Raw genomic sequence first — 25,459 nt, 5'->3', positions numbered from 1 at the left:
GGACGCCCTGACGGGTGACTGGCTTCGGTTCCCTTCGTCACTCTTCTGAACCAGCTGTTCACCGCTTCCAAAAACCACCCTTTATGTCCCAACTCGATTCCATCTCCCAAGAACTCCCGGCCACTGGCATGGAAAAGTTCCTGGAGGACAATGCCCGCAAGCTCGTCTGGCTTTTCATCATCGCGGTGGTCGCGATCATCGCCTTTGGCGTGATCAAGCATCAAAACACCCTCAAGGCCAATGAGGCTGCGGAAGCCTTCACGGGGGCCAAAACGGTGGAGGACTGCGATCTCGTCATCTCGCGTTATCCCGGCTCCAATGCCGCTGCCAACGCGCTGCTGCTGAAAGCGGATCTGCTCTGGGACCAGAACAAAAAATCCTCCGCAGTCGAAGCCCTCAGGGAATTCACCACCAAGGATGCCAGCAACCCGCTGGCCGTTTTTGCGCTGCTCGGCCTTGCCTCAAAGCTCGATGCCATGGGTGAAACCAAGGAAGCTCAGGCCATTTTTGAGCGCATCACCAACGAATTCGCCTCCAGCGAGGCTGCTCCTCTGGCGCAAGTGCGTCTGGGTGACCTCCTCTGGGCGCAGGGCAAGACTGATGAAGCCAAGAAAGCCTACGAAGAGCTCGCCGTGAAGTTCCCTGACATGCCTGGTTTCCAGACCATCAGTCAAAACCGTCTCGGCTGGATCGCTGCCTCACTGCCGACCAAGGAGGTGGATGCCCCGCCTGCACCGAAAGTGGAGCCCAAGCCTGCCGCCGCCGTCCCAGGAATGCCCAACATCAAACTGAATGCAGCCAACAGCGGCATCGGTGCCACCATCGCCCCGGCTGTCGTGCCTGTGCCCGCTGCTCCTTCTGCTCCTGCGCCAGCCGCTGCAACGATGCCTGCACCAGCAGCGGCTCCTGCCCCTGCGCCAGCAGCACCGACCGCTCCATCTTCGCCAGCTCCTGCACCTGCAGCGACCACACCGGCTGCTTCTCCTGCTGCTACGCCAGCACCTACGACCCCAGCTTCGCCGCCAGCCGCTGCACCTGCTCCTGCAACAACTCCTGCCACGCCTGCGCCAGCAGCGCCGACGGCTCCAAAGCCCTAAAACAGCACGACGGACACTAGTGTCAGTCGTTTGGTGTGAACTGAGAAGCCGGACCAATTGGTCTGGCTTTTTTTATGCAAGCCACTCAGCAATCGCCGCGATCACTTCATTGCGCTGCGCTTCGGTGAGTTCGCCATAGATTGGAATGCTGAGCACCTCACCCGCCACGCGATGGGAAACCTCGCAGCCTGAGAGCGAGGCTGCAGGAAGATCGGCAAAACAGGTCTGCTGATCGAGCGTGACGGGATAGTAGATGTCACAGCCGATCTTTTTGGCCACCAGATGGTCGCGCAGTGCATCACGCTGGTGGCCAAGTACGCGGATGGTGAACTGGTTCCAGATGTGCTCGTTGTGTTCGTAGCTGACGGGCAGCACGATCTTGGCATTCTGCGCGGTCAGCCAGGTGTCCTGCGTGCTGACACATTTGCAGTGCGCAGGATCCGCCTGCACCACGCCGGGAAGTTTCGACAGTGCCTCGATGTAGTGCGCTGCGTTGCGCTGGCGGTCTGCGGTGTACTGCGCATAGCGCTTCACCTTCACGCTCAGCAGGGCGCATTGCAGCGTGTCCATGCGGAAATTGCCACCAACATAGTGATGGTAGTACTTGGGCTTGCCACCGTGCACACGCAGCACTCGGGCGTATTCGGCCAGTGCGTCGTCATTCGTCACGAGCATTCCACCGTCGCCAAAACCGCCGAGGTTCTTGCTCGGGAAGAAGCTGTAGGTGCCAAAGTCGCCCAGCGTGCCGCTGCTTTCGCCGCGGTACTTGGCACCGATGGACTGCGCCGCATCCTCAATCACTTTGAGGCCGTGTTCCTTGGCCAAAGCGAGGATGGGAATCATGTCCGCACACTGGCCGAAGAGATGGACGGGGATGATGGCGCGGGTCTTTTCAGTGATCTTTTTCCGCGCATCGTTCACATCCATGTTGAAGCAGACGGGGCAGACGTCCGTGAACACCGGCACAGCGCCGAGGCGTGAGACGGCTCCTGCGGTGGCAAAGAAGGTGAACGCAGGGCAGAGAACTTCATCACCCGCCTTGATGTCCAGCGCCATGAGGGCCAGCAGCAGGGCATCGGTGCCGGAGGAGACGGACAGCGCATGCTTCACGCCCACCATCTCCGCGATTTCTTTTTCAAAGGTCTCCAACTCCGGCCCCATGATGAACCTGCCATGATGCAGCACCTGCGTGAAGGCGGCCTGGAGTTCGGATTCGAGGGGCAGGTTCTGGGCGTTGACGTCGAGAAGTGGGACGGGCATGGCGGCTGGGAATGGCGAATGAATGAATGACGAATGCCGAATGTGCCAGCGATTCCTTGTTCGTCGAGCTTTGGCCCGCCGTTCACGTCGTTTTGAGAGCGGCCCACGGGCTGAAGTTTTCTCACTCGCACACTGGTGATGACGCGCTGATCCACGGCATCGCGTGGCGAAACATGCCTGCTTGACCATCCATGCTGGCCCAAGTTCCTGTCTTATTGCATGAACATGCCAAGTGTCAGGCGAGATAGACCCAGCGGATGAGCATCCCTGCGGTGAGACTTGCGGCATTGGCAAGCAGAGACGCTCGCCATGGGCGCGGCACACGCCAGCAGCCCCCCCACGCACCCTCCGCGCCGATGGCGAAACACTCTGCCGCGATCAGCAAAGCGACGTAGGGTGCGCCTTCCCAGGGCAGGCAGAACCAGATGACGGGGTGCGTGATCGTGCTCGCGCCGAAGGCATATGCCATCCGTTGCAGCGCAGGCAGCGAGCGTGCGGAGCGCAGATAAATGGGCAGCTCGATCAGCTGTGTGAGCAAAAAAGCACCAGACCATTCATTGATGCTCATGCGGCGGCCTCCAGTCGTGCCGGACGCTCCACAAACAGCCAGGTGGCGGCGGTCAGTTCCAGATAGCCGTGAAACAACGCCATGCGCAGGTAGTTTTCCCGTGCCGCCGTCAGATCAAACGCCGCCCAGAGTGAGATGCCCAGCGAGAGCAGGATGACGAAGACCATCAGCGGCGTGCCGACATCTGCCGTGAGAGCACGCGCGCTGGCGCGGAAGGTGCGCGGGGTTTCCTGCGACCGGTCATCCTCCGGGATCAGGCGCAGCCAGACGCCGTAATGGACAGATTGTGCGAAGGCGAACAGCAGCACCAGCCTGAGCGCCCAGGGTTCGGCAATGCCCGGAGCCAGAAACGAAAGATGATAGCCCGGCCCCAGGCCCGCAGGCTGCCAGGTGAAACCACGTGCCCAGGGTGCCAGCCATCCCATCACCAGCATGACGGAGGCGGCTAGAAACAGCAACGGCACCAGGGCCTGCTGCCGTTGCCTGGAGCGTGGCCTCCAGCACCACCAGAGCATCACGGCGATGAAATTATGCGCATGCGCAAACACCAGGGCCGCTGCGTCTCCCACGACCCAGGCTGCCGCCATGAGGGCTGCGATAAAAAGCAGTGCGATCATTTTGCGCGCCCAGGTGCCGCTGGCGAGCAAGGCCATCGCCGCGCATGCCGTCAATCCGCTGGTCATGCTGAACTGGGACGTCCCGGCCAGCAGCAGGGGCACGCCTACTGGCAGCCAGAGATCACGATGCCGATGCAGGCCCTGGCGCAGCACGAGGTAGCGCACATCCGCCACCAGATGCGGCACGCCGAGCACGACCGGTCCCAGAGCCAGCAGCCAGAAAGGAGAGAGCAAGGTGGCCGCCAGTGAGAAACCCACCACGGCACAACCGGCGGCCATCACCCGCAGTTCACGCCGACGCACCAGAGGCTTCGCCAGCGGGCCGAGCAGTTTCAGCAGCAGCCAGCGCAGGCGGTCCAGCGGTGTCAGGAGCGCTGCCGCGCTGGCACGGAACTGGGAGGCTGGATTCATGACAATGAGGATTGACGCTGCTCTCGCGGGCCGTCATGATTTTGTCCGTCATGAGCATCAAACGCCATCTTTTTCCCATTGTCGGTTCTCTCATCTTGATGGCGGATATCCCGCCACCCAACGGACCCAAACCCTCCCCGCCTTCCAGCCCTGGCTGTACCATGCACAAAGCGGGACGTATGGCCGAGGCGGTTGAGGTCGCCAAGCACCCCAAAGCTTGAGGTTCCTCACATCCGCTCCGTCGTCTGAATGCCCAGCAATCCGAGTCCGGTCTTGAGCACACGGCTGGTGGCTTCGCAGAGGGTGAGGCGTGTGTTGCGGGCGATGCCTTCGGAACGCAGGACGTGGCAGGCTTCGTAGAAGCTGTGGTAGGTGTCTGCGAGTTCGTAGAGGTAGTTAGCGAGCAGGTTTGGACGATGGTCGTCGAGGATGTCGTGCGCGTTTTCAGCGAACTGAGCGAGCTTCATCGCGAGGGCACGTTCGGCGGGCTCGGTAATGGCGAGATCGTCGGTGAGTGTGACTTCACCATCGAGCTTGCGGAAGATGGCCCGGGTGCGGACGTAGGCGTTGATGAGGTAGGGCGCGGTGTTGCCTTGCAGGGATAGCATCTTGTCCCAGCTAAACTTGTAATCGGTGAGGCGGTTCTGGCTTAGCTCGGCGTATTTGACGGATCCGCCGCCGATGATGCGGGCGATCTCGTCTTTTTCGGCGTCGCTGAGGCCCTGCTCTTTTTCATCGGCAGCGGCGCGCGCGCGCTCGATGGCTTCGTCGATGACTTCGAGGAGGCCGACGGTTTCGCCGCTGCGGGTTTTGAACATCTTGCCGTCGGCGCCCAGGATGCTGCCGAAGGCGATGTGAATCATCTTCGTGGTGACACCACGACGCTGGGCGGCGGCGAAGACCTGTCGGAAGTGCAACTGCTGGGGAGCGCCGACGACATACCAGATTTCGTCTGCCTGCCATTCCTTCACTCGGTAGTCGATGGTGGCGAGATCGGTGGTGGCGTAGAGGAAGCCGCCGTCGCCCTTGCGGATGATGCAGGGGGCGGGCTTCCATTCGTCCTTGTCGCGGATCAGGAAGGGGTCGTTCTCGGGCTTCACGCTGCCGTCGCTGAAGACCACGGTGGCACCTTCGCTGATCGTGGCGATGCCTTGATTGAGCATCTCCGCTACCAGCGGGGCGAGGGCGTCATTGTAGAAGCTCTCGCCGAGATAATAGTCGAACTTGATGTCGAGGGCACCGTACACTTTTTCGAGCTGTTCGAGCGTGAGGCGCACGCATTCCTTCCAGATGCCGAGGTTTTCGGCGTCGCCCTGTTGCAATTTTACGAGTTCGCCTTTGCAGATTTCGAGCACGGCTTCATCCGCTTTCGCGGCGGCGTTCACGGCTTTGTAAACGCTGACGAGTTCATGAATCGGGTCAGCTTTGAGCTTCTCCTGATCGAGCTGCGTCTTCCAGCCGTGGATGATCATGCCGAACTGCGTGCCCCAGTCGCCGACGTGGTTGTCGGTGATGACCTTGTGGCCGATAAAGCGGGCCACGCGGGCCAGGGAATCGCCGATGAAGGTGCTGCGGATGTGGCCCACATGCATGGGCTTGGCGATGTTTGGCGCGGAGAAATCGACCACGATGGTCTTGGCTTTTTCCACCTGCGGCACGCCGACGTGGTCGTCTTTGACAATGACGGAGAGCCTCTGGGCCAGCGCGGCAGGGCTGAGCGTGAGGTTCAGAAAGCCCGGGCCGTCCACGGTGATTTTCTCGCACAGGTCCTCAACCTGGAGCGCCGCCTTGATTTGTTCCGCGAGAGCACGTGGATTCGTCTTGAGCTGCTTGGCCAGGATCATCGCCGCATTGCTCTGGTAGTCGCCAAAGCGCGTGTCGGATGCGATGACGACGCCGGGGGTGAAACCTTCAGGCAGATCAATGCCGGCGGCGGTGAAGGCTGCCTGGAGACGGGACGTGAGGAGGGCGCGAAACATGGGTGGCCTGCCTCATAGTATGAGGTGGCGGGCAGTTCAATCACGAACACCGTTGATTGCCTGCAGGCCTAAAAACGATCATCGGGGTCTGAGACGCTCGTGAGCTTCTTGTCGTAGCACTCGTCGGCCTTCATCAGTTTGACCTTTTCCGCCAGTTTCTCAAAAGCCGACGAAGTGGATTTGGTCAGGACGATCGCACCATTCGGATCCATGACCTGGACGATCCAGCCTTGATACTTGAAACCAAACACAGCACCGGTGGTGTCAAACTGAGTGGTGACACTGGGCAGCTTGTTTTCAAACACCTGGCGGATGGGGATGGACACCGGGAAATCCACCCGCTGCAGGACTTTGGCGACCTTCAAGTCCACCGTGCTTTCGCCGAGAAGGATGAAACTCACCGTGTAGCCATCGTAGGCCTGAGCGGTCGAAGTATTGGTGAATTTGACACGCGGATTAATCACCTGCATCTCGTCGTCAAAGTCACCGCCCTCAGTTTTGGCTGGCCGACCGATGATGACTTCGATTTTGACACCGTTGGCGAAGGGGACTTTGGGAGCCGTAGAGTTGGCGGGCATCGGAGCGGCGGGTGTGACGACGGGTGGTGCTGGGGATGGGGCTGCCACCATGGCTAGAGCTGGAGTACCGGAAGAAGATACATGGTTGAGAGGCTTTGGGGTACCCAGGCTGGCGAGCAGTGCATCACAGCGGGCGGAGCCAAGACGGTCTCCCTCCTGCTGGCGTTTGGAGGCGAGGTTTTTGACTCCGCTTTCGAGGTTCCTGCGCATGGCCTCCGCAGATTCCATGCGGCGCGTCTCAAGCTGCTCGGTCTGCTGACGGTAGATGCCACGAAAGCGTTTGTGCTCCCCCGAAGTCGCGGCGTCGGTGGAGGGATCGGGCACGGGCTGTCCGGCGGCGATGGCATTCGCCTCAGCACGCATGGCGAGCTGGTCTTTGGGGGAAGCCGCGGCGGCGGAGCGAAGCAAGGCGGCACCGTATTTGCTGGTGAGATCGCGGATCTGGGCTTGGAACTGCTCATCATTGACGAGCGAGTCTGACGGAGCTGACTGAGCGCGCAACGCGGCGAGTTCCGGGTCAAATTTTTCCAGGCTGGCAATCTGACGCGTGGCCAGCGTGAGGAAGCTTTTGTTTGTGCCGAGTCTGTTGAGATCCGGGAGGCGGATGACTAGCGCATCGAAGTCATCCGGCTGCGGATTTTTCATGTCGATCGGGAACCCGGTGACTGCCATCCAGCCCTCATCCTGGGATATGCGGATCGAGTTGGCGCGCATGCCGATGTCGAGGCTGGCCAGTTCAGCTCCGGTGTCGGCTTCGCGGATGAGAAGACTGCCATTGGAGTAGGCGCAGACGAGGAGTCGGCCGGCCCCCGCCCAAGCCGTGCTGGAGCAGCTGAGGCCGGCAGGAGGATTGATGAGGAAACGCGGGGTGAGCGCTGGAACATCAAGCAGGTAGAGGGGGCCGAGGCCGCCGACGATGGTGCTGCCGTCCGGGGAGAGGGAAAGGCGGTTGCGAATATTGGTGTAGCTCGGCAGATCGCGGATGTGGCGATGGTCTGGCGCGGAGAACAGCGCCGCAAAGGGCTTGTCCATGATGATGCTTTGAGTGGAGCCTGGGCCTTGATTCGGATTGGGCTTCATGGTGCTGCCAACCACCAGAAGCTGGGATGCCTCGTCAGGCTTCATCGCGGGCAGCTGGAAGAGGTGATAAGCCGCGCGAGGCCATTCGGAGAACTGCTGCAGCACGGCACCTTTCGACGGGTCCCAGTGATAGACGCCGCCGCTGGCATCATTGCAGAGCAGATAGACGCCCTTTTGGTCAGCAGACCATGTGGCATATGTCAGCCGGTTGGCAGGGGCTTTGATGCTGGCGATGGTTCTAGCCTTTTCGAGGTCGAAGATGGCGACTTGATGTGAGCGCAATGAATAGACCAGGACGCGCCTGCCATCAGCCGCTGCCTCAATGCCGTGAATATCACCGACAGGGGAGGGGAAGCGCTTCAGTTCAGCACCGGTGGCCACGTCCCAGAGCATCAGCGTATCATCATGACCACCGGAAATGGCACGCCGCTGGTCGGCGAGGAGGGTGCATGAATAGACGAGTTCTTTGTGTCCCTTGAGGCGCCTGAGGATGGCGAAGTCCCCGGCCTCGGGTTTGAACGGCCCGGCGGGCGCATAGCTGATAATGGCTGGCGCGGGGGCTGTGGCCGCATTCTCCATTGGAGCTAGGTCGGCAGCGCCTTTCTTTGAATCCGCCTCACTCGTTGTGGCGACCTTCGCATCTGGTTTGGACTGGGCAGAGGTGTCAGGCTTGTTCTGCTGCTGGATGAACCATCCGCCAGCGATCAGCAAAGCAATGCAGGCGGCAGCCCAGAGCCAGCCGTACGAACTTTGTTTTTGAGGCGCGGGGACAGATCCTTGCGGGCGTACCCTGGCCTGCAATTGCGACGGCGGTGCACGATGCACGGACGGTGCGGGAGTGGCGGCTACCGTGGCGGCAGCTTGCAGGAAGGTTTTGATTTCGCCACAGTTCTGGAAGCGGCGGGCGGGGTCCGCCATCATGCAGCGGCTCACGACACTGGCATAAGGTGCCGGCAGCCCCTGGCCTGCCGAAGCTCCCGCCGCACCTGGCGTCAGCTTGGTGAACATTTCATGGATGACCACACCCAGCGCGTAGATGTCAGCACGGTGATCCACGGTGGCATCACTCTGCAGGCGTTCGGGGGCCACGTAGTCAGGGGTGCCGTACTCGGCTTCGCCTGCCGTTTCGCTGTCCTTGTCGTGTGCGAGTCCGAAATCGACGATCTTCGCCTGCCAGTCATCGGTGACGAGGATGTTGGCGGGCTTGATGTCGCGATGGATGATGTTGTGACTGTGGGCGTAGGCAAGCGCGTCACACAGCTGCGGTACGAGGCTGCGGATACGCTCAGGCGTCACTTCATCGTGATGGATAAGGCGATGCAGGTCCATGCCGTTCACATACTCCATTACCAGATAGAGGTGCCCCTGTGTGGTCTGGCCGAAATCGTACACTGCCGCGATGTGCACATGCGCGAGCCGGGCCATGGAGCGTGCCTCCGTGATGAAGCGGTGTGCATCCTCCTCATTCTGAGAGGCGGATTCCGGCAGAAGCTTGATGGCCACCCAGCGGTCCAGCGCGGCCTGTCTGGCGAGATACACCGCCCCCATGCCTCCAACACCAAGAATACCGTGAAACTCATACTGCGGCAGCAGCGCCGCCATTTCCTCCAGGGTGGGGAAGGGGGATTCCTCCGCAGGCTTTTCTTCAGGAGTGATCGGGGATTCAGTTTCTTCGCTCATGCAGAGATAGTCGTGGACGGCCAGATGCATCCTAAACCTCGTTCAGGAAAAAGCTCAAGCTGAGAGTGTGTGACAGGTTGGTCCACTTAGGGAGCCGATACCGAGCCAATTCAGCTGAAATTCATCAAATTCTCACATCGCGGATTTCTTCCGCGCTGGTGAGCGTCAGTGTGCTGCCATCCGGCAGTGCAAGCAAGAGATGACCCTCCTCATTCAAATCAAGGACACGGCCATGCAATTCACGGCCTTCGGCGCGGCAGCGGATCTGCCTCCCGGAAAGCCAGCTGCGCTCACGCACTTCAGCGATAACTGCGGGGAAATCATCTTCGATGCGCGCAATTTCTGTGTGCAAAGAGCTCAGCAGGCGGTGGGCAAGAGCGTTGCGGTCGAGTTCGCTCACTAAGGGGTTGGCGAGCTCCCGCAGCAATGATGTGGCATGAATCTCAGGAGGAAAGTCGCGCGCGTTTACGTTCAGGCCAATGCCCAGAACAATTCGCATCCCATCACGAGTGGAGACAGTCTCCGCCAGCAGGCCGCTGACCTTGCGGTCGCTCAGATAAACATCGTTGGGCCATTTGATGCGCGGATGGAGAGGCAGTTCGGCCTCGATGGCTTTGCAGATGGCAAGCGCGGCCAGGGTGGTGATGCGGGGCCACGATTCCATGGGGGCCGCAGGCTTCAGCAGCAACGAGAACATCAAATCCCTGCCACGTGGGGCGATCCAGCGGTTGTCACGCCGACCCCGGCCTGCGGTTTGTGATTCGGTGAAGACCACAGCGCCCACTGGGAGAGTGGCGGCGTTTTGTTTGAGCCAGTCGCTGGTGGAACCCACTTCATCCAGCACCGTGACGTGCCACGGCAGGGCGGGATCGTTCAAGGCGCTGGCATCAAGCGGGATCATGCACGGATGCTGTGAGGATCGCTGGCCTCACCATGCTGATGCAGTTCATCATGGTCACCCTGACATTCGAGATGTGTGGTGATCAGCACCGGATTGGCCACACTGTCCTGCACGGCTGTTTCAATTTGGGTGGCGATGCGGTGGGCGTCGCGCAGCATGATGTCGTCGGCGAACAGAAGGTGAACTTCGACGTAGTGCATTTCGCCGGCATCTCGATGGCGCAGGGCATGAAACTGGAGGCCGTGTTTTTCAGTTTCGCGGCGCAGCGCGGCGTCGAGGATGGCGTTCAGTTTCGGATCGGCGCTGTCCATGAGGCCGCCAACGCTCTGGCGCATGAGGCCGTAGCCGGTCCAGATGATGTTGGCGGCCATGAGAAGGCCGCAGATCGAATCCCAGCTGTGCCAGCCGGTCAAGGCGACGAGGCCGAGACCCACGATGGCACCCAGGCTGGTCCATACATCGGTGAAGACGTGTTTGCCATTGGATTCAAGAATCAGGGATCCTTGTTTTTTCCCTGTGCGGATAAGGTATGTGCCGAGTACTGCATTGATGCCGATCGTCAGCGCGGTCAGCGCCAGACCCTGGTCCAAATTGGCAGGTGGCAGGTGCAGCAGCAGTCGGCGCACCGATTCATAGATGATGAACAAGGCGGCTAGGATGATCAGCCCGCCTTCGATCCCGGCGGAAAAGAACGCGATCTTGCTGTGGCCATAGGGGTGGTCGGCATCGGCTGGTTTGTGCAGCACACCGAGGCTGAAGGTCGCGAACATCACCGCCGCGACGTGCACGACAGACTCCGCTGCATCGCCCAGGATTGCCGCAGAGCCGGTGAGCACATACGCCCCCATTTTGAGCACAAGCATGAGGAACCCAACGGCGAGAGAGAACCGCATGGCGCGCGTGGCGTCGGAGGTGTTGCTCATGAGGGATCAGTCACGCAGCAGCAGTTCGACGATGGCGGGCACATCGGCAAACGATTCGACGCAGCGCCAGGGATTCAGGGCGCTCAGTTCAGCATGGGAATACTGACCCGTCGCGACGGCAAGACACTTGGCGCCAAAGGCTTCGGCACAGCGGATGTCCTTGGGGGTGTCACCGATGACGATCACATCGTCGATGTGGTAGGTCGTGCCGGTGGCATCCTGCATGCGTTTTAGCGCCACAGGGCCGAGCTGGTTGCGGTCATGATGATCACTGCCGAAGCCGCCTTCGATGAAATGCTCGTAGATGCCGTGGCGCGAGAGCTTGATCACCGCGCCGCGACGCACGTTGCCGGTGAGCAGACCCAGGTGCGCTTCGTTTTCGCTGCGCAGGGCTTCCAGCAGTTGCGTCACACCGGGCAGGGTGTAGCCGCTGAAGTCCGGCGCTTGGAGGCGGCGCTGGAGATGGGAGAGATAGCGGTCAAGAAACGCGATGACTTCCTCCGGCGTATGCTGGCGGCTCAGGTGGCCGAACACATCCATGGCAATCGCGGGGTCGGTGGACCCGGCGAGCTGGAGCGGCGGGAAATGCTCGCGCTGAATGCCAAAGTGTTCTTCAGCAGCGTCGAGAATCGCCGCGCCGCCCGCGCCATTGCTGTCGATCAGCGTGCCGTCGATGTCGAAAAGAAGCAGGCGTGCCATCTCAGTGTGGCTTGGAGGCTGAGGCAGGAGGATGTGCTGCAGCGCCGGTGTTGGACGGTGCGTATTTGGCCACCATGACAGCGCCTACGACAGCCAGCACGCAGCCGATGATGAATTGCGGTGGAATGGCCTTTTCCGGCCGATGGAGCAGCATGGCGGTGAGGGTGTTGATCACCGGTGCGCCACCGAAGACAATGGGCATGACAGCCGCCGCAGCGGCCACACCAAAGCCACCGCCGCCTTTGATGATGGGAGTGGCGGCAGCGCCGAGGGCAAGGACCAGCGTGAGCGCACCCAGAGCACCTGCCATACCCGCGATTAGGCTGAGGGGAATGCCGCTGCCGGTTTCACCGGTGAAGCTCCAGTTGGTGCCCCGGGCCTTCAGCACCAGCGCGGTCACGATGCCGATGAGAGCGTAGGCGATGCAGACAAACAGGAATGCCTTAAGGCTGGCATTGGGGGTTTCAGCACCCATGGGCATCTTGGAGCGTGCTGCGTGAAGAATGACACCATAGACGCCCCAGGAGAGCACGGTGAGAAGAGCGTAAAGGAGCCAGGGCTGCATGATTTTGAATCGGGGTTGGGAGTTCACAAGAGTTGGGGAGTGAGCAATGAATTGCCTTTGGAGAACGCCTCTCACAACGCCTTTGTTCACTTTTTGTATAGGCTCGGAACCCACTTTACCCCCGGTAGTGCCAATGGAAAAGCTCTATGGAGCTGCCGTCATGCCTGGTATCTTTGTCTGAGCTCACACAATTTGACCCTGAGGCTCTCATTGTTGAACAGCTGAAATTTTGCATGAGGGTTGTTCATCCACTGGGTTTCCCCGCGCAGAATGTCTTCACCAACGACATCCAAAGTTAGCGCGGAATTCTCCAGCCCTTGAGTAATATTTTCACGATATGATACGGCTGGCTGAGCGTGTGGGGCAAAGATGAATTTTCGAGTGCTCGCCAAAAATGTTATGAGGTCCAATCCAACCAGCTTGTCTGAATTCACCAACATGTAATAGATGTTTCCCCCGTAACTATCGTGGCAGATGACCAAAGCAAACGCGTCGCTAAAAGCGATCACGCTATCCCAGTCTGAGCAATCCATCTGGAGGTTATATTTTGCGCACAATGGCTTAAATATAACGGTCGCTATTTGGCTGAAGTCTTGAAGCATGGATTATGCTGATTGGTTCCGGTCCGGCCGTTTCAGCAATTCCGGCGGCGCGGCCTCGATCTTGTCGCGGAAGCGCTGGGGGATCACCACGGCCTTCATCTGGCCGGTCTCGCGGTCTTTCCGCACGCAGGCGGCGGTGATGCGGCCTTCGGCAGCCAGTGTGCCGTCCAGCTTCCAAAAGCGGATGTAATGGCGGATGACCTTGCTGCGGACTTCTTCCACGAGGAGTTCGCATTCAAACTCCTCCTCGACGCGCAGCGGAGCCATGTAGTCGCAGGAGGCGTGTACGCGCGGCCAGCCGACGCGTTCTTCGCCTTCCACGGGCTTGTCCACGATGGAGAAGCCGAGGCTGCGGAAGAAGGCATGCTCCACGCGCTCCATGTAGCGGAAGAAATTGGAGAAATGGACGATGCCGGCCATGTCGGTGTCAGAGAACTGGACGCGCTCGATGCAGGTGAAACGGTGGGCCATGAGGCTGGATGCTTAGTCGCTGGATGCCGGATTCTCAAACACTCATCGCCGTCAAATCTCCGGCGGCGGAAGTGCCGGGAGCATGAGCCTGCGATTCATTCCGCTGAACGGTTGGATAAAGGAACCACTCAACGCGAGATTGTGACGCCTAAGCTGCAGCGGATAGAGCCGGGCATAAGTAGTGCGCAGGCGCTGCCGCAGGGGTTCATTGGCCGCAGTGGGTGGCAGATTGTGCACTTCCTGCCGCAGAAAGTTCAGGCTTTGCAGCACATTCACATAACGAACATCCTCAGGCCCCGAAGGAGCAAGGTCGTTGAACCCATAATGCGCCACGATGACCGTGTGGGCACCACGTGGTCCCAGAAACGGCGCAGCCATGCGCTCGGGGCCGAAATCATCATAATTCAATGTCAGCGATTGTCCGGCAAAGGCCCTGCTCAGTCCTCCCGCAGCGCAGCCTGGGAGTAGTACAAGAGGCAGCAGCAATAAAAGCATGCGGGTGAACTTCATGACCGGGGGTGGGGCGGGTTAGTGGGAAATGACGGCGAGTTCACAACCCTGCGCCTCACGCATTTTGTGGGCGGACTCGATCACCGCATGCGCTGCAGCTTCGGCATCCGCCTTGGTGTTGAAGCGGTTGAAGGAAAAACGCAGCGTGCACGCGGCATCGCGGGCGCTGACACCCATGGCCTCAAGCACATGCGAGGCATGCAGCGCGCCGGTGTGGCAGGCGGACCCGGCGGAGCAGGCGATGCCTGCCTGATCCAGCAGGATGAGCATCCCGGCGGCATCCATTTCAGGCAGGCAGAAGGAGCTGGTGGTGTGCAGGCGGTGCGTCGGGCAGCCATGAATCCGCATCTCCGGCAGCGCCGCGTGGATGAGGTGCTCGAAACGGTCGCGCATGCATTTAAGACGGGCCTTGTTGCCATCTGCGAGATGCTGGCCGGCGAGTTCGGCGGCCTTGCCGAGGGCGATGATGCCGGGTACATTCTCCGTGCCGCCGCGCCGTTCGCTTTCCTGACCACCACCCACGAGCAGCGGTGCAAAGCGGACGCGCTGGCTGATGAAGAGCGTGCCAATGCCCTTCGGCGCATGCATCTTGTGGCCGCTGAGGCTGAGAAAATCGACCGGTGTCGTCCGCACATCGAGGTGGATTTTTCCTGCCGCCTGCACGGCATCCGTATGCACCAGCGCACCTGCGGCATGCGCCAGTGTGACGATTTCGTGCATGGGGGCGAGCACGCCGGTCTCGTTGTTGGCCCACATGATGGAAACGAGCGCGGTGACGCCTGGCCGGACGAGTGCGTGCAAGGCATCCAGGTCCACACGGCCGTCAGGATGCACGGGAGCTGTGGTGACTTTCCCCCCCTGGGCCTGCCAGCGCCGGGCGGACTCCATGACTGCAGCGTGCTCCGTGCCGGTGATGATGAGTTCAGGCTTCTCCGGCCACAGGGCGCGCACGGAGGCATGCACCGCATTGATGGATTCGGTGCCGCCACTGGTGAAAGTGATTTCCGCCGGACGGGCATTGAGCAGGGCTGCCACCTGGGCCCGTGACTGCTCGATGGCGCGGCGAACCCTGCGCCCGGCGGCATAGCTGGCAGAGGGATTGGCGTAGTGCTCGCGCAGGAACGGCAGCATCGCCTCCAGCACTGCTGGATCGACCGGCGTTGTGGCGTTGGCGTCGAGGTAGATCACAGCCGGAAGGTCGGACTGCGATTCCCGCTGTCAATACCCCTTCCGGCACTCGACAAGCCGCCCACTCCCGCTAACCTCCCGGCCCTTATGCTCGACATCCGCCTCATTCGTGACAACCCAGATCAGGTCAAACAGCGCCTCGCCAACCGCAGCGGCGACTTCGCATCATTGGTGGATGAGGTGCAGTCCATTGACACTCAGCGCCGCGCTGCAGAGACGGAACGTCAGAAGCTGCAGAGTGATCGCAATCGCATCAGCAAAGAGATCGGCATCGCGAAAAAGAACGGCCAGGACACCAGCGCCATCGAGGCGGAGGTGCGTGGCATCGGCAGCCGCATCGAAGAAATCGGCCGTGAGGCTGATGTGGCGGACGCACGCCAGCGTGATCTGCTCCTGAGCATTCCGAACCTGCCGCATGAAGCCTGCCCCGTGGGCAGCACTGCGGAGGAGAATCCAGAAGTGAAGGTCTGGGGTGAGAAACCCACGTATGACTTCCAGCCGAAGGACCATACCGTGCTTGGTGCGGCTCTCGGCATGCTCGATTTCGAAGCCGGGGCCAAGATCTCCGGCAGCGCCTTCGTGGTGTATCGCGCTGCTGGCGCCAAACTGGAGCGCGCCTTGATCAGCTTCCTGCTGGACCTGCACACCACGCAGCATGGCTATGAAGAAATCAGCCCGCCACTGCTGGTGAAGTCGGAGTGCCTCGTCGGCACCGGTCAGCTTCCCAAGTTTGGCGATCAGGTCTATCACAGCGCCGCAGATGATCTCTATCTCATCCCGACCGCCGAAGTGCCGGTGACGAATCTGCATCGCGATGAAATCCTGCCTTTGGAAAAGCTGCCGGTAAACTACGCGGCCTACACGCCCTGCTTCCGTCGTGAGGCCGGCAGCGCGGGTCTCGGCACGCGCGGATTGATCCGCATGCATCAGTTCGACAAGGTCGAGCTGGTGAAGATCGTCACTCCGGAGACAAGCATGGCCGAACTGGAAAGCCTCACCGCGAATGCGGAGAAGGTGCTGCAGCTGCTGGGCCTGCACTATCGTGTGATCGAGCTCTGCACGGGCGACATTGGGTTTGGCTCGGCCAAGACCTATGACATCGAAGTCTGGGCACCGGGGCAGGGGACATATCTTGAAGTGTCGAGCTGCTCGAATTTCGGCGACTACCAGGCCCGTCGCATGAACCTGCGCTACAAGGATGAGAACGGCAAAAACCGCATCCCCCACACATTGAACGGCTCCGGCACGGCGCTGGCGCGTTTGTTTGTGGCGCTCGTCGAAACGTATCAGCAGGCCGATGGAACGATCCTGATTCCTGAGGCTCTGCGCGGTCACTTCGGTGCTGAGAAAATCGGCTGATCTTCATGAAACAAGCCTGCGCCCTGCTGCTCCTGCTGGTGTCCGCCCGCATCGCCTGTGCACAGGCTCCCGGTGTGCCGGTCTATGCTGAAGGGCGAGGAGCGCGCCCGAATGCGGTGCTGATGGAGCAGGCAAAAAAGCTGCAGGGAGCTTCCGAGCTGCTGTCGATGACGAAGGCCCTGGAGCAGGCGCAACGCACGCAGTGCAACATCACTCTACCAGCCGCTGATTCGAAACCCCTGACTGCTCGCGAACGCTGGCAGCGTGCGCGCATGTCGCACCTTCGCGTGGGGCAGTTGTACCTGTGTTCCAAGTGTGACAAATGGCATCTCGATCTGTCGGGCGGATATGCGCTCACGGCCGATGGCGCGGTGGCCACCTGCGCGCATGTGATCGCGCCGCCGCCCAACATGAAAGAGGGCTGGCTGGTGGTGGCCACGGAGGAGGATGTGATCCTGCCCGTCACGGAAGTGCTCGCTTGCAACATTGGCACCGACTGCGCCATTCTTCGGGTGAAGTCCTCCCAGCCGCTCACCCCGCTGCCGCTCACTCTGGACGTGAGTCCGGGGGATTCCGTGTGGTGTTTCAGCGACCCCAGCGGCAAGCGCGGCTACTTCAGCGAGGGCATCGTGAGCCGTTTTGTGAAGCGTTCGTTCATGACCAAAAAGGAGGCGGACAAGCTGCCCGAAGGTACTGAGGCACCCAAGCCTGTGTGGCTCGAAACAACGACCGACTGGGCGCCGGGATCAAGCGGTTCGGCGTTGATGGATCAGTTTGGCAATGCGGTGGGGCACGTGTCCGAAATCCAGACCGTGCTCGAAGATGCGCTGCCGGCACGGAAAAAGAAAAGTGAGGCCACCGTCATTCATCAGCTGGGCACCCAGATGGTGTTTCATCAGGCCATCGGCGCGGTGGAAGTGATGGCTCTGGTGAAAAAACCTTGAGTCTGCGGCGCAACTTTCAGCGGGGCCGCGCATTCATCAGGCCCATGAGATACATCATCCTCTCCTTCGTTGCGGCGCTGAGTCTTGTCATTTCTGCCCAGGGGCAGATCGCGGGAGTGCAGGCGCATCGTGATCTCGTTTACGTCGAAGGCGGGCACGAGCGGCACAAGCTCGATCTCTACCTGCCGGAAAAAGCCGAAGGCCCTCTGCCGCTCATCATCTGGGTGCATGGCGGCGGCTGGCAGAACGGCAGCAAAGATGGCTGCCCGCCCCTGCGTGCTGGTTATGTGGCGCAGGGTTATGCGGTAGCCAGCATCAATTACCGCCTGAGCGGTCACGCGGTGTTCCCGGCGCAGATTGAAGATTGCAAGGCTGCGATCCGCTGGCTGCGGGCGCATGCCAAGGAGTACTCGCTCGATCCGCAGCGCTTTGGCGTGTGGGGCAGTTCGGCAGGCGGGCATCTGGTGGCGCTGATCGGCACCAGTGGTGAGGTGAAGGAGTTCGACGTGGGCGCCAACCTGGATCAATCCAGCCGCGTGCAAGCCGTGTGTGACTACTACGGTCCGACGGACTTCACCGTGTTCGTCACCACACCGGGCTATGAGAGTCATGCCACGGATGCCTCACCCGAAGCGAAACTGATCGGCGGGGCTGTGATGCAAAACAAAGACAAGGCCGCCCGGGTGAATCCGATTTCCTACGTCAGCAAGGGGGACCCGCCCTTTCTCATCGTGCATGGCGACAAGGACCCCACCGTGCCGATCAATCAGAGCCAGCTCTTGTTTGATGCGCTCAAGCAGTCGGAAGTCAGCGTGCATTTTCACACGATCCACGGTGCCGGACACGGTGGACCGGGTTTTGCCGGCAAAAACATCGACGACATGGTCAGCCAGTTCTTTGCCGAACGACTGAAAAGCAATACGGCAAAGGCCGAAGCCCTGACCACCGAAAGCACTGCGGATGCCGCGATGATGGAGCGTGATCCACGCAAAGGCATGCCTCAGAGCGGCGGGCGGCGCGGCATTCCCTGGGAGGTCATCACGGGGCGCGACGACAAGGACAAGGACGGCAAGGTCAGCAAAGCGGAGTTCAGCGGACCGCCCCAGCTGTTCCAACTACTGGATAAAAATGGCGATGGCCTGCTGGAAAAATCGGAGCATGAGGCCTTTTTGAACCGCCCCGGCCCACGCCCCTGAGGGGGGCGAAATTTCGCTTCCCAAGCGATTTTTGAACCTTTAACATCGCCTGAACTCCAACAGGCCATGTATAAGCACCGAATTACCTTCGCCTTGGCTGCTCTGCTGAGCACGGTCATCTCCGCCAAAATCCATGCCGAAGGTGATTGGAGTGTGAAAAGCGCCGAGCGGCCCAAGGTGGCGATTTTTGCCGAAGATGTAACGGTGGACGGCACCCGCCGCCCCGATCTGGGCCGGGCGCTGGCGGACAGTCTCAGCACTAACCTGCTGCGTCGTGGGCAGATGCGGGTGTTCAATCTGACCACCGAGGAGACCAAGAACGGCACGCAAACTCTGGTGCTGCCCAAAGATGCGCCCGCCAAGACACCGGCGCTGGACAAGGACATCGACTACCTGCTGAGCTTCAATTTGTTTTCCAACGCCAACGAGCATCGCCTGACGGTCAAGAAGACCCGTGTCACGACTTCGGAGCTGATGGATTCCCACCAGTTCTTCACCTATGGCCGGGTAAGTGATGTGTTCGCGCTCGTGGGCAAAATTGCGGACCGCATCGATCCGCTGCCGGTGATCCACAATTTCCCAGTCACTCAATCTCCTGCGGCGATCCGTGCTGCGCAGCCTGATCCCACCCCATATCAGCGGTTCTGGACCGGTGACTATTCCAATCCGGGCAGCCCGGCCTATGATCCATGGCGTGCCAACAATGTGGCGCAGTATGATCTCAAGAATGTGCCCAAGGCTCTGACCTACCGTGAGCTGGGCTCCATCCAGCACATCAACACCACCTGGAGATTCACCGTCGTCAAACCGGTCAAAGGCGTGCAGTTAAACAGCCGCGATCCGCTGCATGTGCTCTACGACGAAGGCGACGTGTATGCCAATCTGCGCGTCGGCACGGTGGAGCAGGCCGGCGTCATCGCTGATTACGGCGGCATGACGCCGGAGCACCACAAGCTGTTCAATGGCGACAAGGTCTTCGGCTGGTACTCACCTCCTCCGGAGAAGGTGGCGAACACGAAGTAGGACTGTGATGCTGTTGGCATGAGTCATGAGGCGTGGAGATCAATGGCATGCCGCGAGTGCGACAGCTGACATCAAAGCATCTGCCAGGCGCAAAGGGTGGTCCGGCTTCTCAAGCCGGTCGCTGTCATTGGCTTCCTTTACATGAAGTTGTTGCCTCCCGTACATCTGGACACCAAGCAGGTGTTTATTCTGCTTGGTGCCAGCGCACAGATATCAAGCTGAGCGCGCTTAAGCAGCGGCTCGCTCACATCCTCCGAAGAGGCGTGTTAGAAACTGATGTTCACGCCCAGAGTCACATTGTGTGAGGTGTAGTTCGTGCGCCCGAACTGGCCACCGTAGAAGAGGTAGGCACCCACGGTGGGAGTGATCTGCAGGTGCACACCGGTGCTGAGCCGCAGGCTGTCGCGGCCAATGGCTGGACCATTCACGCTGAACATCGGGCCGGGACCCGCGACAAAGCTGGAATCGATGGATTGCATGCTGTCGAGAAACTCGTGCTGCCAGGAAGCGCGCGCCTGCGGGGTAAGTCTCATGCGGCCCACTTGAGTCGAGTAGCTGACCCTGACACCGAGGTTGGAGCGCAGTGATTCCTGGTGCTGTTTGGGATAGCTCAGGGGAGTCAGGGAGCCACTTTCGGTAAAGTTGTCAAAGTTCACCCGCGTGTAGCCGAGTGAGGAGAACAACCCTACGGTCGCATCGCCGATATGATGGTCGTAGCCGCCGTTGATCATGGAGTTGAACGCCACGCCATTCGTGCTGCCGGTCGCACGGCCCAGCAGGGAGGAGCGGTCGGTGTCATAGGAGCTGTAGGTCAGGCCGGTCTGCCCGTCGAGATAAAAGCCGCCGCCAAACAGGGTGGCGTACACCGCACCACGGAAGCTGTCGGCTTGAATGCTGCCTCCATTGACGAGGCTGGCATTCGACCGGGTGTAGCCGCCCATGCCACCAAAGGCAAAGTGGTCGTTCAGCAGGTAGTCGGCGCCCATCATGGTGCCGATGGTGTTGAAGTTGTAACCGCTCGCATTGCTGGTCGTGCTCACATTGGCGTTTCCGCCCAGGCCTTCGACAAAGAAATTCCAGCGTCGCTCGTAGGGCTCGGTGACAGTGGATGCAGTTGTTTTGCCATCCGCCGAAGATGCGATGGTGTTTCGCGTCAGGTCACTGCTGTCGCGACGGGCACCGTCACGCACCTGCTGCAGATGCTGCTGGATGCTCGCCGCCTGAATTTCAGCCGCGTGAAAACCCATCTGAAAAATCGCGGTCATTTCATCCGGCGCGATCTGGTCATAGAGGCCCGGCAGCCGGGAAACAGGCTGTCCATTGAGGTAGGTGACTGCGGCATTCCCAGGATTCAGAAATTGGAAACCATCAAGACCTCCGGCCGCCGCGGCCTGGTTGGGTGTCAGGCCCGGCACCGAAGTGTAAGCATCTTGGACCCAGGTGATGTAAGCATTGTTGGCATCGTAGGTCACAGTCGGGTACAGCAGAGTGTCACCTTGATGGTATAAGAAGTTCTGGTTGAACTGAGCGTTGTAGAACCTCGAAAAGGGCGCGTTGGAGGCGAACTGGCCAGTCAATCCGCCCGTGGTCTGGATGATCGTTTGCCTGTCGCCGGTCGGGTTGCCAGCCGATGCGCCATTGGGCACATACAGGCCGCTGTCATCATACACGAACACCGTGCCGCCGGACAGCGCAGCAGTGCCCGTCACATTGTACTGCGTGTAGGTGCCGGGAGTGGTGCCCTGCAAATGCATGCTGATCTGGCCGCCGCTTTGCACATAACCGCCGACATTGATTTGCAGAAGCTGGCCGCCCAGCGTGTCCACATTGCCTTGCAGAATGTCCAGCGTGCCGGTGCCAAAGGCGGTCGAAGTGCTGGCAAAGGGACTGCCCACCAGAACATTGCCTGGCGTGTTGATCGTCGTCCCGCCGCTGAAGGTGTTCGTCCCGAGCAGAACCGTGTTGCCCGGACTGGTGATCAGCATGCTGCCCGTTCCGCTGATCACGCTCGTCGCCGCCTGGACGTTGTTCCCTGGCGCGATCCATTTGACCTGGCCGTTGTTGACGACGGCATTGCTCCACACTCCGCCGTTCACCAGATCAATGAGCAAGTTTGCTCCAGCGTTCACGGTGACCAGCGAGCCCGCCGCAATGGACCCGGTGAGGCCATTGCCCACCTGCAGGGTGCCTGCATTGATGATCGTGGGGCCCGTGTAAATATTCTCACCAGTCAGAGTGAGCTGTTTCAGTCCGTCCTTGGTCAGGCCGATGGTGCCATCGACCACACCGCTGATCACCATTCCTGCGACGTTGTTCACGCTGATCGTCTGGGAAGTGCCCGCCAGGACCAGACTGCTCCCGATCGTGACCAACCCCGCGCCATTGTTGACCCGGATGCCCGACAGCAGTCCTGTGCCCGAAATCGTCAGCGTGTTCGCACCAGAAATGCTCACCGCCACGCTGTCATTGATGACCAGACTGTCGATGTTCTGGTCCACGCCAAGCAAGGTGTCCTGACGGAGCGGTACCACACCTGTCACGGAAAAAATCACATTTGCACCCATGGCCGGGATAAATTGGTCCACCGCGCCGGTGGTGTCTGGAGACCAGTTCATTTCCGACCACAGATTGCTGTTGCCGCCCTTCCAGTAAGTGCCGTTGAGGCCAATGGGCGCGCCTGCCAGCCCACCATTGTTGATGCTGTTGGTGTCCAGGGTCACGCCGCCGGTGATCGCCAGCGCCCTGCCACTTGAAAGGCTGGCACCAGTGGTGAGCGTGATGCTTTCCAAGGCCAGGATGTTGCCTGCGAAGGCCGATCCGATCCCCAGCGTGGCCGAGCTGCCCACCTGCCAGTAGATGTTCGCGAGCTGCAGGCTCCCCACGACCGTGATAGAGGAGAAATCCGCTGTTGTCAGTGTGCTTCCGATCTGGAAATAAAAAGCCGCGTTCGAATCGCCCAGAGGATCCAGAGTCAGCTGACCCGTGAGCTGCGCCGAGCTGGTGAAATTATACACACCCGGAGTCAGGATTAATCCACCCAGGTCCTGACCCGTCAGGGAGGTATCGACCGCCAGCCCTGAGATGACAGAATAGGCCGTAAACGTGTCCGCATGCGCATTGACCGCCGGCGCGTCCGACCCCACATAAATCGTCCCTGTCACGCTCCCTGGTGGGAAGCCTGTGATCGCTGATCCCGGACTCACACCCAGATCACCAATCAGGAGGGTGGGCCCTGTGTTGGTCACAGTGGAGCCCCCCAGAACGGAAAAGTTCGATGCCGCCCCCAGGCTCTGCGCATGCGCTGGTGCTTCCAGCAACAGCATGCCCCCGGCCATGAGGCCAAGACTGCACCAGGCCGCCCGCCATATTGAGGGGCGCGCTCCTGCTAGGATTGCGATGCGTTTTTCGAGTGTGGTCATCTTTGTTGGTTGGGTTTGAGTGGATTGCGTTTTGACGCATCAAGCCTCGTGCCAGCCGCCCTTGGCCAACAATGGGGTGAAACCCTACTGATATGTCCATGCTCCAGCCCTGGCCCCTCGATTCATTTACGCGGCCATGCAGGCAATGTGTGAGGATGCCACGCGCATGCGGCTGAGAACACGAAGCAGGGTTGATATGGCTTGGACGTGGGCTATTGGCACTGCCGCCAATTCCCGCTCCCCATGCTTCAGCTCTCCCAGGTTCTCCTTCCCGTCGATCATCAAGAAGATGATCTGCGTCGTGCGGTGGTGAAACAGCTGGGTGCACGCGATGAGGATATCGTCAGCGTCAAGGTGAAGCAGCGGGCGATTGATGCCCGGCGCGGGCATGTGGAGTTCAGCTTCACGCTCTTGGTCGAAGTGAAAGACGAGGCTCGCGTGCTGAAGCGCATCGGCAAAAATCCGCGCATCGGCCCGGCTCCGGAGGAGATCTATCAGGAGGTGGCGCAAAACGTGGCACGTTCGTCCACTGGGCGACCGGTGATCGTTGGCACCGGGCCCTGCGGCTTGTTCTGCGGCCTGCTGCTGGCGCGTGCGGGACTCAAGCCGCTGCTGCTGGAGCGTGGCAAGGCGGCCGGGGATCGCGCACGTGATGTGACCGGCTTCTGGCGGCGCGGCTGGGATTTCAATCCTGAATCCAACGTGCAGTTTGGTGAAGGCGGCGCAGGCACCTTTTCGGACGGCAAGCTCTACACGCAGATTCGGGACCGCGAGCACCGCATCCCCTGGCTGCTGCGTGAAATGGTGGCCGCAGGCGCCCCTGAGGACATCTTGATCAAGAGCAGGCCGCACATCGGCACGGACCGGCTCATCAAGGTCGTGCGGCATGTGCGTGAGGAAATCATTGCCCTGGGGGGCGAGGTTCGATTTGGCGCCCGCGTGGCAGATGTGGTGATCGAAGACGGCGTGATGCGCGCGTTGACGCTCGCGGATGGTGAAACAATCGAAGGCTCGCGTTTCATCTTCGCCATCGGCCACAGCTCCCGGGACACCTTTTACATGCTGCATCGGCATGGGGTGCCCTTTGAGGCCAAGCCGTTCTCCATCGGAGTGCGCATTGAGCACCCGCAGAAATTGATCGACCGCAGTCTCTACGGCAAATGGGCCGGGGATAAGCGGCTGGGTTCAGCGCCCTACAAGTTCGTGGCTCACTGCGGCACGGGCCGTGCGGCCTACAGTTTCTGCATGTGTCCCGGCGGACTCGTCGTGGCGGCCACCTCGGAGCCGGGAATGGTCGTGACCAACGGCATGAGCAGCTACGCCCGCGAAGAATCGAATGCCAACAGCGGCTTCATGGTGGACGTGCGGCCTGAGGACATGCCTGCGGGGGATGTGCTAAGCGGCATCGAGTTTCAGCGCAATCTGGAGCGCCGCGCCTTTGTGCTTGGCGGGGGCAACTATCACGCCCCTGCGCAGCTGCTCGGCGATTTCCTCGCAGGACGCGCCTCGACCGGCCCCGGCAAGGTCCTGCCTTCCTATGAACCGGGCGTGGTGTGGTCCAATTTGTGCGAGGTGCTGCCCGAATACACGATTGAGACGATTCAGGAGGCGATTCCGCGCATCGACAAAAACCTGCCCGGCTTTGCGCTGGATGACGCGGTGCTCACAGGCGTGGAAACTCGCAGTTCCTCACCCGCGCGCATCCCGCGAGATGCACAGTCGCTGCAATGCACCGGCGTAAAGCATTTTTATCCAGCAGGTGAAGGCGCAGGCTATGCCGGTGGCATCATCTCCGCCGCTGCGGATGGCATGCGTGTGGCTGAGGCGATCTTATGCGAGGGTTGAGCGAATGTGCGCCAGCACGCCACGGCAGCCATCTTCCAGCAGATCCAGCACGAGCTCGAAACCCTGCTCACCGCCGTAGTAGGGATCCGGCACTTCGCTTTCTTCGTGGGCGGTGCAGAAATCGCAGAAGAGGCGGATTTTTGAGCTGAACTGGGATGTGCGGTCGAAAGACTGCACGTCGCGCAGGTTTTGCCGGTCCATGACGAGGACGAGGTCGTACTCGCTCAAATCGTTCTCCGTGACCTGCCGGGCGCGGCTGCTGAGATCATATCCCCGATTTTGCGCTGCGGTGCGCATTCTTTGATCGGGCAGTTTGCCCGCATGCCAGCCGGCCGTGCCCGCAGAACGGATCGAGACACGATCAGCATAACCTTTAGATTCGACCAGTGCCCGCATGACGCCCTCTGCCGCAGGTGAGCGGCAGATGTTGCCCAGGCAGACAAAAAGGAGGCGATAAGGGGCGGCCATTGAAGGAGCTAGGCCAGTGAGAGGTGTTTCACAAACAAAAACCACCTCCTGTCCTCAGGGGATGCCGGGCATCCCT

The 25,459-nt window shown here is 60.5% G+C and carries 21 protein-coding genes; 6 read left to right on the top strand and 15 right to left on the bottom strand.

The window, feature by feature from the left end; all coding sequences use genetic code 11:
* Positions 1 to 83 precede the first annotated feature (83 nt).
* Positions 84 to 1,097 (top strand): tetratricopeptide repeat protein, encoded by a 1,014-nt coding sequence (locus WAW39_RS17065; protein WP_422320391.1) that lies wholly within the window; start codon positions 84 to 86, stop codon positions 1,095 to 1,097.
* Positions 1,098 to 1,169: 72 nt separating this feature from the next.
* Here the strand turns inward: WAW39_RS17065 and WAW39_RS17060 are convergent, their stop codons facing one another.
* The 13 genes from WAW39_RS17060 to WAW39_RS17000 all read right to left on the bottom strand — a co-directional run bounded on the left by WAW39_RS17060 (position 1,170) and on the right by WAW39_RS17000 (position 15,129).
* Positions 1,170 to 2,357, bottom strand: coding sequence for a DegT/DnrJ/EryC1/StrS family aminotransferase (locus WAW39_RS17060; RefSeq protein ID WP_422320390.1), 1,188 nt, complete (start codon positions 2,355 to 2,357; stop codon positions 1,170 to 1,172).
* Positions 2,358 to 2,592: 235 nt separating this feature from the next.
* Positions 2,593 to 2,925 (bottom strand): hypothetical protein, encoded by a 333-nt coding sequence (locus WAW39_RS17055; RefSeq protein WP_422320389.1) that lies wholly within the window; start codon positions 2,923 to 2,925, stop codon positions 2,593 to 2,595.
* Positions 2,922 to 3,953, bottom strand: a complete 1,032-nt coding sequence (locus tag WAW39_RS17050; protein ID WP_422320388.1) for a hypothetical protein — start codon at positions 3,951 to 3,953, stop codon at positions 2,922 to 2,924. The genes WAW39_RS17055 and WAW39_RS17050 overlap by 4 nt, the downstream gene beginning before the upstream one ends.
* 227 nt (positions 3,954 to 4,180) lie before the next feature.
* A complete protein-coding gene (argS, locus tag WAW39_RS17045) occupies positions 4,181 to 5,932 on the bottom strand; it encodes an arginine--tRNA ligase (protein WP_422320387.1) in 1,752 nt (583 codons plus the stop codon).
* 68 nt (positions 5,933 to 6,000) lie between these two features.
* Positions 6,001 to 9,270, bottom strand: coding sequence for a WD40 repeat domain-containing serine/threonine protein kinase (locus WAW39_RS17040; protein WP_422320386.1), 3,270 nt, complete (start codon positions 9,268 to 9,270; stop codon positions 6,001 to 6,003).
* A 124-nt stretch (positions 9,271 to 9,394) separates the two neighbouring features.
* On the bottom strand, positions 9,395 to 10,171 hold the full coding sequence (locus WAW39_RS17035; protein ID WP_422320385.1) for a biotin--[acetyl-CoA-carboxylase] ligase: 777 nt from the start codon (positions 10,169 to 10,171) through the stop codon (positions 9,395 to 9,397).
* Complete coding sequence (locus tag WAW39_RS17030; protein WP_422320384.1) at positions 10,168 to 11,094, bottom strand: cation diffusion facilitator family transporter; 927 nt, start codon at positions 11,092 to 11,094, stop codon at positions 10,168 to 10,170. The genes WAW39_RS17035 and WAW39_RS17030 overlap by 4 nt, the downstream gene beginning before the upstream one ends.
* 6 nt (positions 11,095 to 11,100) lie before the next feature.
* Complete coding sequence (locus WAW39_RS17025) at positions 11,101 to 11,793, bottom strand: HAD family hydrolase (RefSeq protein ID WP_422320383.1); 693 nt, start codon at positions 11,791 to 11,793, stop codon at positions 11,101 to 11,103.
* A gap of 1 nt (position 11,794) precedes the next feature.
* Positions 11,795 to 12,358 carry a hypothetical protein gene (locus tag WAW39_RS17020; protein ID WP_422320382.1) on the bottom strand — a complete coding sequence of 188 codons (564 nt, stop codon included), beginning with the start codon at positions 12,356 to 12,358 and terminating at the stop codon, positions 11,795 to 11,797.
* Positions 12,359 to 12,516: 158 nt separating this feature from the next.
* Entirely contained in the window at positions 12,517 to 12,960 is a 444-nt protein-coding gene (locus WAW39_RS17015; protein WP_422320381.1) for a hypothetical protein, read from the bottom strand.
* A 3-nt stretch (positions 12,961 to 12,963) separates the two neighbouring features.
* The gene (locus WAW39_RS17010) at positions 12,964 to 13,431 is read right to left on the bottom strand and encodes an acyl-CoA thioesterase (protein ID WP_422320380.1); all 468 of its coding nucleotides are present in this window, start codon (positions 13,429 to 13,431) and stop codon (positions 12,964 to 12,966) included.
* 51 nt (positions 13,432 to 13,482) lie between these two features.
* Complete coding sequence (locus WAW39_RS17005) at positions 13,483 to 13,941, bottom strand: hypothetical protein (RefSeq protein ID WP_422320379.1); 459 nt, start codon at positions 13,939 to 13,941, stop codon at positions 13,483 to 13,485.
* Between the two features lie 18 nt (positions 13,942 to 13,959).
* Positions 13,960 to 15,129 carry a cysteine desulfurase family protein gene (locus tag WAW39_RS17000; RefSeq protein WP_422320378.1) on the bottom strand — a complete coding sequence of 390 codons (1,170 nt, stop codon included), beginning with the start codon at positions 15,127 to 15,129 and terminating at the stop codon, positions 13,960 to 13,962.
* 87 nt (positions 15,130 to 15,216) lie between these two features.
* Here WAW39_RS17000 and serS point away from each other — a divergent pair, with 87 nt between their 5' ends.
* From serS to WAW39_RS16980, 4 genes are all read left to right on the top strand, one after another.
* A complete protein-coding gene (serS, locus tag WAW39_RS16995) occupies positions 15,217 to 16,488 on the top strand; it encodes a serine--tRNA ligase (RefSeq protein WP_422320377.1) in 1,272 nt (423 codons plus the stop codon).
* A gap of 5 nt (positions 16,489 to 16,493) precedes the next feature.
* Positions 16,494 to 17,432 (top strand): S1 family peptidase, encoded by a 939-nt coding sequence (locus WAW39_RS16990; RefSeq protein WP_422320376.1) that lies wholly within the window; start codon positions 16,494 to 16,496, stop codon positions 17,430 to 17,432.
* A 44-nt stretch (positions 17,433 to 17,476) separates the two neighbouring features.
* The gene (locus tag WAW39_RS16985; protein WP_422320375.1) at positions 17,477 to 18,628 is read left to right on the top strand and encodes an alpha/beta hydrolase fold domain-containing protein; all 1,152 of its coding nucleotides are present in this window, start codon (positions 17,477 to 17,479) and stop codon (positions 18,626 to 18,628) included.
* Positions 18,629 to 18,694: 66 nt separating this feature from the next.
* Complete coding sequence (locus WAW39_RS16980; protein ID WP_422320374.1) at positions 18,695 to 19,651, top strand: hypothetical protein; 957 nt, start codon at positions 18,695 to 18,697, stop codon at positions 19,649 to 19,651.
* A 266-nt stretch (positions 19,652 to 19,917) separates the two neighbouring features.
* On the opposite strand, the gene WAW39_RS16975 is transcribed toward WAW39_RS16980, so the two are convergent.
* Positions 19,918 to 23,070: an autotransporter domain-containing protein gene (locus WAW39_RS16975; RefSeq protein ID WP_422320373.1), complete on the bottom strand. Its 3,153-nt coding sequence runs from the start codon at positions 23,068 to 23,070 to the stop codon at positions 19,918 to 19,920.
* 243 nt (positions 23,071 to 23,313) lie between these two features.
* Between WAW39_RS16975 and WAW39_RS16970 the strand changes: the two genes are divergently transcribed.
* The gene (locus WAW39_RS16970) at positions 23,314 to 24,915 is read left to right on the top strand and encodes an NAD(P)/FAD-dependent oxidoreductase (protein WP_422320372.1); all 1,602 of its coding nucleotides are present in this window, start codon (positions 23,314 to 23,316) and stop codon (positions 24,913 to 24,915) included.
* On the opposite strand, the gene WAW39_RS16965 is transcribed toward WAW39_RS16970, so the two are convergent.
* Positions 24,901 to 25,383, bottom strand: a complete 483-nt coding sequence (locus WAW39_RS16965) for a low molecular weight protein-tyrosine-phosphatase (protein ID WP_422320371.1) — start codon at positions 25,381 to 25,383, stop codon at positions 24,901 to 24,903. The genes WAW39_RS16970 and WAW39_RS16965 overlap by 15 nt on opposite strands.
* Positions 25,384 to 25,459 lie beyond the last annotated feature (76 nt).

This window comes from Prosthecobacter sp., assembly GCF_049294395.1.
Lineage (GTDB): Bacteria > Verrucomicrobiota > Verrucomicrobiia > Verrucomicrobiales > Verrucomicrobiaceae > Prosthecobacter.
This window is presented reverse-complemented; position numbering and strand designations above follow the sequence as displayed.

What these genes read in the sequence shown, in the direction of transcription:
- WAW39_RS17015 (WP_422320381.1), bottom strand. Translation starts at nt 12,960, where the DNA reads ATGCTTCAAGACTTCAGCCAAATAGCGACCGTTATATTTAAGCCATTG.
- WAW39_RS17055 (WP_422320389.1), bottom strand. Translation starts at nt 2,925, where the DNA reads ATGAGCATCAATGAATGGTCTGGTGCTTTTTTGCTCACACAGCTGATC.
- WAW39_RS16970 (WP_422320372.1), top strand. Translation starts at nt 23,314, where the DNA reads ATGCTTCAGCTCTCCCAGGTTCTCCTTCCCGTCGATCATCAAGAAGAT.
- WAW39_RS16975 (WP_422320373.1), bottom strand. Translation starts at nt 23,070, where the DNA reads ATGACCACACTCGAAAAACGCATCGCAATCCTAGCAGGAGCGCGCCCC.
- WAW39_RS17040 (WP_422320386.1), bottom strand. Translation starts at nt 9,270, where the DNA reads ATGAGCGAAGAAACTGAATCCCCGATCACTCCTGAAGAAAAGCCTGCG.
- WAW39_RS17025 (WP_422320383.1), bottom strand. Translation starts at nt 11,793, where the DNA reads ATGGCACGCCTGCTTCTTTTCGACATCGACGGCACGCTGATCGACAGC.
- WAW39_RS17005 (WP_422320379.1), bottom strand. Translation starts at nt 13,941, where the DNA reads ATGAAGTTCACCCGCATGCTTTTATTGCTGCTGCCTCTTGTACTACTC.
- WAW39_RS17065 (WP_422320391.1), top strand. Translation starts at nt 84, where the DNA reads ATGTCCCAACTCGATTCCATCTCCCAAGAACTCCCGGCCACTGGCATG.
- WAW39_RS16985 (WP_422320375.1), top strand. Translation starts at nt 17,477, where the DNA reads ATGAGATACATCATCCTCTCCTTCGTTGCGGCGCTGAGTCTTGTCATT.
- WAW39_RS17020 (WP_422320382.1), bottom strand. Translation starts at nt 12,358, where the DNA reads ATGCAGCCCTGGCTCCTTTACGCTCTTCTCACCGTGCTCTCCTGGGGC.
- argS (WP_422320387.1), bottom strand. Translation starts at nt 5,932, where the DNA reads ATGTTTCGCGCCCTCCTCACGTCCCGTCTCCAGGCAGCCTTCACCGCC.
- WAW39_RS17030 (WP_422320384.1), bottom strand. Translation starts at nt 11,094, where the DNA reads ATGAGCAACACCTCCGACGCCACGCGCGCCATGCGGTTCTCTCTCGCC.
- WAW39_RS17050 (WP_422320388.1), bottom strand. Translation starts at nt 3,953, where the DNA reads ATGAATCCAGCCTCCCAGTTCCGTGCCAGCGCGGCAGCGCTCCTGACA.
- WAW39_RS17035 (WP_422320385.1), bottom strand. Translation starts at nt 10,171, where the DNA reads ATGATCCCGCTTGATGCCAGCGCCTTGAACGATCCCGCCCTGCCGTGG.
- WAW39_RS16980 (WP_422320374.1), top strand. Translation starts at nt 18,695, where the DNA reads ATGTATAAGCACCGAATTACCTTCGCCTTGGCTGCTCTGCTGAGCACG.
- serS (WP_422320377.1), top strand. Translation starts at nt 15,217, where the DNA reads ATGCTCGACATCCGCCTCATTCGTGACAACCCAGATCAGGTCAAACAG.
- WAW39_RS16965 (WP_422320371.1), bottom strand. Translation starts at nt 25,383, where the DNA reads ATGGCCGCCCCTTATCGCCTCCTTTTTGTCTGCCTGGGCAACATCTGC.
- WAW39_RS16990 (WP_422320376.1), top strand. Translation starts at nt 16,494, where the DNA reads ATGAAACAAGCCTGCGCCCTGCTGCTCCTGCTGGTGTCCGCCCGCATC.
- WAW39_RS17060 (WP_422320390.1), bottom strand. Translation starts at nt 2,357, where the DNA reads ATGCCCGTCCCACTTCTCGACGTCAACGCCCAGAACCTGCCCCTCGAA.
- WAW39_RS17010 (WP_422320380.1), bottom strand. Translation starts at nt 13,431, where the DNA reads ATGGCCCACCGTTTCACCTGCATCGAGCGCGTCCAGTTCTCTGACACC.